The 10,473-nt window shown below is 35.0% G+C and carries 8 protein-coding genes; all 8 read right to left on the bottom strand.

What is annotated here, in order from left to right; translation table 11 throughout:
• Positions 1-552, bottom strand: a 552-nt coding sequence (locus tag F6K22_RS09555; protein WP_293096363.1) for a HEAT repeat domain-containing protein, incomplete at its 3' end; no start/stop codon positions are given.
• A 623-nt stretch (positions 553-1,175) separates the two neighbouring features.
• Positions 1,176-1,664, bottom strand: a complete 489-nt coding sequence (cpcA, locus tag F6K22_RS09550; protein WP_293096360.1) for a C-phycocyanin subunit alpha — start codon at positions 1,662-1,664, stop codon at positions 1,176-1,178.
• 105 nt (positions 1,665-1,769) lie between these two features.
• Positions 1,770-2,288, bottom strand: coding sequence for a C-phycocyanin subunit beta (locus F6K22_RS09545; protein WP_293096358.1), 519 nt, complete (start codon positions 2,286-2,288; stop codon positions 1,770-1,772).
• A gap of 282 nt (positions 2,289-2,570) precedes the next feature.
• Positions 2,571-3,341 carry a phycoerythrobilin:ferredoxin oxidoreductase gene (locus F6K22_RS09540; protein ID WP_293096355.1) on the bottom strand — a complete coding sequence of 257 codons (771 nt, stop codon included), beginning with the start codon at positions 3,339-3,341 and terminating at the stop codon, positions 2,571-2,573.
• A gap of 508 nt (positions 3,342-3,849) precedes the next feature.
• Positions 3,850-4,584 (bottom strand): 15,16-dihydrobiliverdin:ferredoxin oxidoreductase, encoded by a 735-nt coding sequence (locus F6K22_RS09535; protein ID WP_293096352.1) that lies wholly within the window; start codon positions 4,582-4,584, stop codon positions 3,850-3,852.
• A 711-nt stretch (positions 4,585-5,295) separates the two neighbouring features.
• Positions 5,296-6,903, bottom strand: a complete 1,608-nt coding sequence (locus F6K22_RS09530; RefSeq protein ID WP_293096349.1) for an adenylate/guanylate cyclase domain-containing protein — start codon at positions 6,901-6,903, stop codon at positions 5,296-5,298.
• A gap of 2,178 nt (positions 6,904-9,081) precedes the next feature.
• Entirely contained in the window at positions 9,082-9,684 is a 603-nt protein-coding gene (locus F6K22_RS09525; protein WP_293096346.1) for a TerD family protein, read from the bottom strand.
• 312 nt (positions 9,685-9,996) lie between these two features.
• Positions 9,997-10,473 (bottom strand): TerD family protein (locus F6K22_RS09520; RefSeq protein ID WP_293096343.1); only part of this gene is annotated, 477 nt, incomplete at its 5' end.

Below are 10,473 nucleotides of genomic sequence, written 5' to 3'. Positions count from 1 at the left end.
AGCATATTGTACTTTTTCTGCTGGATGTTCTATAAAAGGCTTAATTAGAGAAATTGCTTCTTGAGCTTGAAGTGTTCCCAAAGCTTCGATAATATCTTCATAAGGTTGAATCAAATGAGGTTTACCTGGAACCAAAACTGCGGCTTCAACCCCTCCCTCTAAAAGTTTGACTAACGTTGGAATACAGCTAGGGTCTCCTAACATTTCCAATGCTTCTATTGCTGCTTCTCGTACATAATAGTCGGAGCATTCCAAACACTCTATCAAAGCAGGTACAGCTTTTTTATCTTCTAACTTACCAAGGGCACGAGCAGCATTCCGTCTCAAGGGATATCCACCGTCTTCTGTACGGTCAGACTCATCTTTTAGTGCAGCAAGCAAACCCTCAATAGCATCAGGAGTATTAACTCTAAACCTCCCTAACCACCAAGCAGCATAATATCGTTTACCTAATTCTTCATGGCGTAGGTTAGCGATCGCCTCTTCCACAGTTAGAGACTCGCCATTGTCTGATACTTGTTCTGATGGTAATTCCAAATACTGCCACTCCATTTTTATATATATAAGGTCTTCGATACTATGAGTGCTAACATTTGTTAACAATGCACAGCAAGATTAACTTGCTGAGGGGGTATCTCCCAATGTGGTATAAAAATTTTCTACCACGATGCACGATCAAAATTCCACGCGCTCCATTTAAGTTGCGATCGAGGCGAAAACCATCATTACCAGTAACAACTTTTTTACCACCTAAATTCTTCAGGATTTCACCAGTCCAGCTAACAGTTTTGCTAGTATAAGCTTCACTTACATCTAAGCATCTAAGACGATTTTGTTACATTCAGCAGCTTTATGTTTCAATAAAAATTAAAATGTGTAATGTGCCTTCTTTTTTTCTCTTCCTTCTTAAATAATAACCAAAAAATTAGGTCAATAGGTTCCCCTTGGATAGGATCTGAAATAAATCAACTTCAGTATTTCAAGGCTCTAACTGAACCCAGAGGTATTGATAACTGTTAACTGTTAACTGAAATAACGATGCCCGGAAAGATGAACAAATACTAACCACAGGCCAGCACCTGTATACCTCTCCGAGCTACGTTGAATATCAGCTCAAGGCTATTGATTAGGTGAATATTAATTTCACTTTCATCAGTTAGTTAATATGCCAACTACTAGCTGAGAGCATTAATAGCGTAATCAAGATAGTTGTTAGCTTCAGTAGCAGGATCGCCGGTGATACCGTGGTTAGCTTTGATGTACTTCAGAGCTTCAATGTACCAACTAGGAGACAACTCAAAGGTTTTGTTAATTTCATCAATTCCTGCAATTAGTATCTCATCCATAGGACCTGTACCACCTGCAATTAGACAATATGTTACCATTCGCAGATAGTAACCAATGTCACGAGAACACTTTGCCTTTCCTACAGGAGTAGAAGCATAGTTAGGTCCCTGAGTTGTAGTAGTGTAAGGGAACTTGTTGTAAACTGCTTGAGCAGCTCCATCAATCAAGCTTTGGGATTTTTCCGTAAGAGCTTTAGCAGCTTTTAAACTTGCGTCAGCATACTGATAACGACCAAATGCTGAGAATAATTCTGTGCTAGTCAGGAAGCGGCCTTGAGAATCTGCCGCACTTACTGCTTCAGTCAGAGGAGTTTTCATTGTTGAAGTTCTTTCCTAAATCTTGTGAGTACAAATTTTGGTAGAAATTTAAAATCTGTAGAGATGCTAAGGTGCATCCTTACAAAAAAGTTTTTTACAGTGTTTTTAAGCGACTGCTGCTGCTGCACGGTCGAAGTAGCCACCAATCTCAGCCATTAAAGAGGAGCAATCTCCAGGGGTAATGCCATTAGGATCGTTAGCAATAGCAATAGCAGCTTCTTTCATTTTTTGTACACCTACGGCTACAGAAGCACCAGGAGTTCCTAGAGCTAAGTACGTTTCACGAAGACCATTAAGACAACGGTCATCTAGTACACTTGCATCACCAGCGAAAGTAGCGTAAGTTACATAACGTAGGATAATTTCCATGTCACGTAAACAAGCTGCCATACGACGGCTTGTATAAGCATTTCCACCAGGAGCGATCAACTGAGGCTGATCTGCAAATAGAGAACGAGCTGCATTAGCAACGATAGTAGAAGCATTACCAGTAATACGGTTAACTGCGTCTATACGCTTGTTGCTCTGTGCAACCATTTCTGCCAAAGCATCGATTTGGCTAGCCGGAACAAAATCACCTCTGGCATCTGCCTGGGAAACTACTTTTGTGAAAGCATCAAACATTGATTAATACTCCTAATTTGCTTTTTTTTTAGTTGCTTTTCAATGCTATGGGTATTTTTTAGTTCTTTTCAGGCTAAGTGCCCATGCCTGGAAAGGTAAAACTCAGATTTTTTGATAATCCTGAGAAAATCCTACACCGTTTATGAGAAGCTTTTCAACCTCATCAATTATTGGTCTTGTTAATTTTCCCTTGTCTTTAGAACCCTTCAGATATTATTTATACAATGCTGTTGTGTTTTTGTTTATTACAAATTATTAACAAAATTCTCTGAAGCTGGAAAGTTAAGCAGGATGCAAGGCCAATTGTTTTTCTAGGTCAAACAGAAAGCCATGAATATATTCTTCCGTCCATTCTGGGCCATAAAATCTGGTAAACATTCCCCTAGCTGGATCTTTCTCGGCTCGATATCTGATATAACGCAGTTGGGCTTCCTTAATTTCTCCTAATTCTTCTGGATCGGTAATAGCTTCTGCTTGTTTTACAAAAATTAAATAAGCTTGCAAGTAATCTTTGAACGCCTCAAATACTCTTGTCTCAACTAATTCGGTTTTCTCAGGACGAGTCCAAAGAAAGGCTGGAGAAAAGAATGGGGTTGCTTCTTCAGGAAAATCACCTCCCCAAGGTAGATGTTGCTGATATGCTTGGAAAGTGTCCCATATCGGCTGAGTATACTTTTCTTGGTACTGGAGGTCATCCCGAAATAAGGGCTGCATATCTAGGGCAATTAAATGTCCCCCTGGCAAGGTAACTAGGTCTGCTCCAAAAAAGGGCAAGTCATAATTCAGATGAGGGAATATGACAAAATTTAACACTTGGAGGGCACTGCCACCTTGGACATGAGCTGCTCTAATCTGCCGGAGTTTGGAGGTAGAGTAGGCATAACTGGTTGTCTTTACTTCTTGTTCCTTCTTGCCCTTACCAGTTATAGCAACTTTATGTTCAAATCCAGAGGGTATGGGGTAAGGTTGTAGTTCTAGTTCTTGCTTGAGCAGATTCAGAGCATAGTCTAGAAAAGGTTGATACAAATTCACAATATTTTCAGTGGGTGTCATTTCAGTTATCAGTAACTTCTTACTGAATTAGTAGGCTACGAGAATCCGACATTTCCTTTTTTTTATCCCCTTGAAAGGGGAAGCTATTGACCTTATTTCTTAGTCATTACATATAGAATCTTATTTGAATTGTCAGAGATTGTAACTTTTTAGGGAATAGGAAAGAAAGAAACTTATAGACTTTTAAACAATAATCAAATTCTGACATCTAATTACTGATTGCTATTATAAATATTCATCTATTAGTAGTCAGTTCTGCTGCTTTTGAAAGAACAAGGCAACTACTAAAATTAGCTTATGACCTTTTTATTCATAATGTTTAATTTTCCCTGAAGACTAATTCTTTCTCCCAAGACAATGAGTTAATAACTAATTGTTGATAGCTAATAGCTGACGGCTGAATACTCATATCATATTTCAGCAATTACTATCGATAAAAATCAGTTCACACCCCCCTTAAATTGTTGGAGAGGTGTGAGTTAAATTCTTAACTTAATAGTTAACAAAGTCATCGAGTTGTAGTAGGAACTGCTAATGGTACAGCATCTTCAAATAAGAATTCGTATAGAAATTTTTCTGACCATTCATGGCCAAAATAACTACTAAATAATCCTGATGCTGGGTCTCGTTCAGCACTATATTGATCGTAATCTTTTTGAGCTTTAACTATCTTTTGAATCTCTGCTTCTGTCTGGAGAATTTCTGCTTTGTCTAACATTTCCCAATATAAACTAATGTAATCTTGATAAGCTTGGAAAAATGTAGTTTGTACTGTCTCTGCATCTGTTTTGGCAAATAATAAATATTTAGAAAAATATTGATTGGCATCGTAAAACTTCATTTCTAAGTTTTGAGCTAAATTATTATATTTCTCTCGTAGCGATCGCATTGGTTCTATATATTTAAGCAAGTAAGATTCTTCTTGGAATAAAGGTTGAAAATCTAATACTATTAAGATTTTATTTTTACCGAAAGATAATAGGTCTATTCCTAGCAGTGGGATATCGTAGTGGTAACTGGGATAAATTACACTATTAAATACTTGAGCTGCAGCTCCTGCATCAATGTAGGTATAACGTATTTTTCTCAGTTCGGCACACTCATAACACCAACTTTGAATGGTGGCTTGATTTTTGCCTCTATTACTAACGTTAGCTTCTAAACCAGCAGGAATTGAACGACTGCGTAAGTCAAATTTACTAAATAATTCTTTTTCTAAATATTCAAGAAATGGTTTGTACATCGATACTTAATAGTCATATATTAATTCATTTTCGACAATAATAGATGGCCATCATCAGAGTCTCATTTCTCATAAACAAAGCAATAATCCTTCATAAAGTTACAAGTCCAAATTTAAAAGTCAAAAGTCAAAAGTTAACAAATGGAGTTTGCTGAGAAAGTCTTTTGTTGAGAGCAGGGAATGGGATATTAGGGAATGGGCAATAGTTTTACTGTTAATTTTTCTGTTTTTTGCCCTGACATTTTGGCAAAATTATAGGTTTTTGAGCTGAATTTAGTCATTACTTTAGCAGCTTTTTATAATTTAATACTACTTCAAACTATGAATAGGGTTTGCTGAAAAATTCTAATGGTGATGATAGGGAACAGTTTAGACTATCTGCTACAGCCAAATTTTCAGCATTGTCAAGGAAAAATTTTAGCTTTTTGAGACTATTTGAGTCCAAAACCAGGCACTTTTTTCGACCCCAAAAAGGTATTAGCCTTTATCTATCAATGGTTTGATATTTAATTAGCAAGCCCTATTTCTTTATGCTATAAATTATCTGAAATATATCAATAATAATTTCTGATTTCAAGACAATACGAGCATAATTATTGTCTAGCTGATAACGCAGTTAAGACCTAGGAGGTAAGCTAAAAACTGACGTGGGAAAAAATCTGTAATTTGAGTTTTTTTGTAGTTTAACCAATCAAAATTTTCTCAGCATTTTTAATCAAGTTCTGATGGTAGTTGTTGCCAAAGCAAACGATAGAGTTGTATGGGTTCATCTTTTCCTTTTACCATTACTGGCGGAATTTTTTCTAAGGGAAAATTATGTGATTTGAGTTTTTCTTTTGTAGTTTGACTAATCAGAATTTCGTCAGCTTTTGCTTCACTACATATTCGGCTAGTAACATTAGTAGTATCCCCAATAGTAGCGTATTGAATTAATTGTTCTGAACCAATATTTCCCGCTGCAACTTTACCAGAATTAATTCCTATATGAATAGCAATTGGTTTTTGATGACGTTTTTCTCTCTGTTGATTTAACCGACGAACTGCCCACTGCATATCAATTGCTGCTTTTATGGCTTTTTCTTCATCATTAGCAGTTTGATAAGGAGCGCCCCAAATAGCAAATAAAGCATCTCCTATATATTTTTCGAGCGTTCCTTCATACCTAAAAACAATATCTTCGACCATAATTTTAAAATACTCATTCAGCATAGAAATTATTTGGCGTGGCTCCATTGTTGAAGACATTTTTGTAAAGCCACTAATATCAGAAAATAAGGCTGTTACTTCTGTATCAACTATTTCTAATTTATCTGTTTCCTTGAGTTTTCTAGCTACAGTTAAAGGAAAGAAACGTTCTAATTTATTTCGGAGAATTGCCTCTGCTTGTATCTTCTTATAGAGTTGAGTATTATCTATAGCGATCGCTGCTTGATTAGCTAAACCTGTTAGAAATTCTACATCTTCATCAGAATAAACATTTGATAATGATAGATTATCAGCATATAAAACTCCGATGACTTTATCCCTAGGTTTGAGTGGGATACAAACTGCTCCATGTATTGATTGAGCAACAATTGACTCTGGATTATCAAAACGCTGATCGAGGGAAGCATCTGTAGTTAAAAAAGTCTTACCTTTTTCTATTGCAAAATTAGTAATATTTTTGCTATAAAATCGACCTTCAGTGGTAATTCCTTCTTTTCCTTTGACTGCTTTTTGTTCAAGTTCTCCAGTTTTTTCATTGACTAAAAGTATGACAGCTCGATCTACTTTAATAATCTGAAACAGCAAGTCAAGAATTTTTTCTAGTAAAATTTCTAATTTGGTAGGAGAAGAAAGTTGTTTACTGACTTCCAACAAAATTTTTAATTTATCTACTGCCTGAAGATTAATATCTTTTTGCCTCAGTTTAAGCACTGATACTGAATCATCTTGCTGTTGATCTAAGAGTTGATTTAATTCAGTTTTAGTAGACTCTTGTAAGTATTCTTTAACTATATGTGTCGGACCTATATCTTGTTCCTGATTAGGATTAGTAACAAATTTAAAAATTGCATTACCACAATGAATTAAATCTCCCTCATTGAGCAAGCAATTATCAATTTTAATCCCATTAACAAAAGTACCATTACTACTGTTTTGATCGACAATACTCACACAATATTGAGAAATTACAATTTGTGCATGATGACGGGAAACACTTATTTCGTTAGTAATAGCAATAATATTGTCTCTTTCCCTACCAATAGTAATTTCACCTGTCGATAATTCATATACTTTTTCATTAGTAGTATCTGGAGCATAAATTAAGTATGCCATTTATTTTCCTCCTAGAGAGTTAGACAAATTAAATACATAGTAAATATACAGATATATTATCTTAATTCTGATTGAAATTAGCAGCAAGCTGGTATTCAGAGTTTTCAACTTGTGTAGAACACTGCTGCAAGTTGATTTTAGGCAATAGCTTCAGTAAAATTCCAATAACATTAATGGAAAAGGTACACAGTATTCAGTTTTGATCGTGAACTCTGAACACTAAACAAATAAAAAAATACTGTTTAGCTGAAGTGACTAGGAAACACTATCTTTGGTGCAACTACACAAGATATTTTTTATCCCATCAGCAAAAGTTGATACCTTGTTACCTATTTTGATTTGCCAGTCAAGATATTTGATTGAAATATATTTAGCAAAGTTTTTCAGATATGCAGATGAAAAGCTATAGCGTTTCTCAAATTTTTTATCCCATCAGCAAAAGTTGATACCTTGTTACCTATTTTAATTTGCCAGTCAAGATATTTAATTGAAATATATTTAGCAAAGTTTTTCAGATATGCAGATGAAAAGCTATAGCGTTTCTCAAAGAGCGTGAAGTACAGTTGTTTTTCTTATTTTCTCTCTTGGTGCGCTACCAAGTGCGTCTGTCGCACCCCGAGGGGTCGCACTGCTATTCCCTGCTTCCCAAATTACTACTCCCTACTTCGTACAGACCTTCCATGCAACGTCCATACCTACTCCCTAAAACCAAAGAATTTTGTACCTCACGAGTATGGGAATTGCTATATATAGCGTTTCTCACTCTTGGAAAGATACACAAGTTTTAGATTTTAAGGAGTAGGGAGTAGGGAAGGAGGAGAAAAAAATACCGTAGCTCATTAATATGAAAACTGCTATAGTCTTTTTTAATAAGGATGAATTACAGAGTTTTTTGATAGGGTTGAGCTGGTAAAAGATATTTACAGCACTTTGCGCGGATTGTGAGGTACAGTTGAAGACTAATCTGTCTTCCCTATTTACTAAAGTGGTAAAACTTTGTACCTCACGCGCCTCCGAAACTGCTGTAATACAACTATAAATAATTTAATTTAACTGTACTTTATACTAATTTGATTCAATATACGTTATACCAAATTTTCCAAAGAACATCACTATAATTTTATACAACCTTACTTTTTAGGAAAGTTGTATTTCAATAATGAATAATTAATAATTAATAATTACCTCTTCTTAAAACATTGAGGATTGGTTAAAAGGATTTTTTTTCTTTTCTTGGTCGATTAGATATGGCGAGGTTTTGTCCCCATCCCATCCTGCTCCAAGCTCCGTTTTTCATGTCGGCGACAGCCGAAACGACCACTTTTTATCCTTGAAAGGAGAGGCTTTAAACCTTATTTTTTCGGTAAAGTTTTAACTACTAACTACTAATAACAAGTCCGGTTTATCAAAATGTCAGATATTAGAATAGTTGGCTAATATTTACTTACTGGCGTGGTTCTTCTACCAACACATAGATAAAAAAACAGTATTTATAAGGAGTTTAAACTTCTAAAACTTCTGGGTTTATTAGTACCAAAATTACTTAGTCTAATACCAAATTAAAAAATATAATTCTAGCAAAAATCAAGGTAAGCATTTCCTGCGGAATGCTGCCCAAACAGCTGTTAGTCAGCCTCCTGCGGAGAAACTACGTTAACAGCTATCAGTTACTAGCATAAGGATAAGTGAAGGAGTGAAGAATTAAAAGTATAGGGAAAAACAGATAAAGGAAATTAGATACGCTGAAATATCTACCAGACCACCTTGACAAATTCTCTAGACTAAATTGCACAATAACTGACTTGATTTTTATTGCTCACTAAAGAAAAAGGGAGTAGGGAAAAATCTGCCCTCAAATTTAATTTCTCCATTTGGAAACCAAGGTCTCTCCTACTTCTGTACATTGCCAAACTGTATTAGGGGCAATTAATGAATTGCCCCTACTGAAACCTACTAAAAAAATTGGCGTTGCTGATTTTAGGTACGAAAGAAACTCCCCTACTCAGATCGTTAAGAGTCATTAATTAAGTGCAAATCATATCTGCTTTCCACTTTCGGAAAAAAACTTCTTTCTATCTCCTGAGTTCTAAGTTCTGACTCCTAGATATCATACATTTATTCAGCAACGCCACAAAATTTAATAGCAATCTTTTTTCAAATTGGTAAAACTAGCCAAATTTATTTCATAAATGAACCTACTACACCATTCATATCACTATCCAAAGGATTGCCCAAAGCATTAAAATTCCACAATGTATTATCTCGATAAACTGCTCCCATTAACATTGAGATTTTACCTTGATAAGTACCATTACCAGATAAAGTATATTTTGCTATTTCTACTCCTTTATTATCAACAGCTCTAACAAAGGCATTTTCTACCATTCCAAATTGTTGTTTCCTTTCTTTGGCTTGATAAATACTTACTGCTAAGATAATTTTTTGGTATTTTTCAGGAATAGAGTTTAGTTTCAAGATTATTTGTTCATCATCTCCCCCTCCTTCTCCAGTCAGATTATCCCCTGAATGAATTACTGTCTTATCCTTAGATTCTAAATGACCATAATAAATTACATCTTCTTTGTAATTTTTGAGTTTGTCATTCTCTCCTAATAAAATTGCATAACCATCAAGGTCAAAATCCGATCTATTACCGAATAAACCAGCTAAACCACTTGCAGATTTTGCTACATCCCATCCTAGTCCCATTGTCAGTCTTGATAGATCGTATTCACTTTTATCAAGTACAATTTTTTGCCCTTTTTTGAGGTTGATAGTCATATATTTATTACCCTGTATAAACTCTAAAAAATTTTAACAAAAATCAAGAAGGAATCATTTCAGTTATCAGTTATAGCAATACGCTCTGGCATATTTACATATTTTTTTGTACACCTTTTATAGGGGGAGTAGGGGAGTAATTTTTTTTGCCCTCGCCTGCCTAAAATGCTAACTTTTTGAGTAGACAAAATTCTTACTCCCCACAGTTCCCACCCTCCCCAAACTCTATTTTTCTTTTTCTCCTAGATACGGAGAGACTTTAAGTCTTAATCACTTAATTAACTATTAGTTATTTGGTAAAACTAGCCAAATTTATTTCATAAATGAACCTACTACACCATGCATATCACTATCCTTTGGATCCCCCAAAGCATTAAAATTCCACAATGTATTATCTCGATAAACTGCTCCCATTAACATTGAGATTTTACCTTGATAAGTACCATTACCAGATAAAGTATATTTTGCTATTTCTACTCCTTTATTATCAACAGCTCTAACAAAGGCATTTTCTACCATTCCAAATTGTTGTTTCCTTTCTTTGGCTTGATAAATACTTACTGCTAAGATAATTTTTTGGTATTTTTCAGGAATAGAGTTTAGTTTCAAGATTATTTGTTCATCATCTCCCCCTCCTTCTCCAGTCAGATTATCCCCTGAATGAATTACTGTCTTATCCTTAGATTCTAAATGACCATAATAAATTACATCTTCTTTGTAATTTTTGAGTTTGTCATTCTCTCCTAATAAAATTGCATAACCATCAAGGTCAAAATCCGATCTATTACC

The sequence above is a fragment of the Okeania sp. SIO2F4 genome (assembly GCF_010672385.1).
GTDB lineage: Bacteria > Cyanobacteriota > Cyanobacteriia > Cyanobacteriales > Microcoleaceae > Trichodesmium.
This window is presented reverse-complemented; position numbering and strand designations above follow the sequence as displayed.

Coding starts and splice junctions, on each gene's coding strand:
- cpcA (WP_293096360.1), bottom strand. CDS start 1,664: ATGAAAACTCCTCTGACTGAAGCAGTAAGTGCGGCAGATTCTCAAGGC.
- F6K22_RS09545 (WP_293096358.1), bottom strand. CDS start 2,288: ATGTTTGATGCTTTCACAAAAGTAGTTTCCCAGGCAGATGCCAGAGGT.
- F6K22_RS09540 (WP_293096355.1), bottom strand. CDS start 3,341: ATGACACCCACTGAAAATATTGTGAATTTGTATCAACCTTTTCTAGAC.
- F6K22_RS09535 (WP_293096352.1), bottom strand. CDS start 4,584: ATGTACAAACCATTTCTTGAATATTTAGAAAAAGAATTATTTAGTAAA.
- F6K22_RS09530 (WP_293096349.1), bottom strand. CDS start 6,903: ATGGCATACTTAATTTATGCTCCAGATACTACTAATGAAAAAGTATAT.
- F6K22_RS09525 (WP_293096346.1), bottom strand. CDS start 9,684: ATGACTATCAACCTCAAAAAAGGGCAAAAAATTGTACTTGATAAAAGT.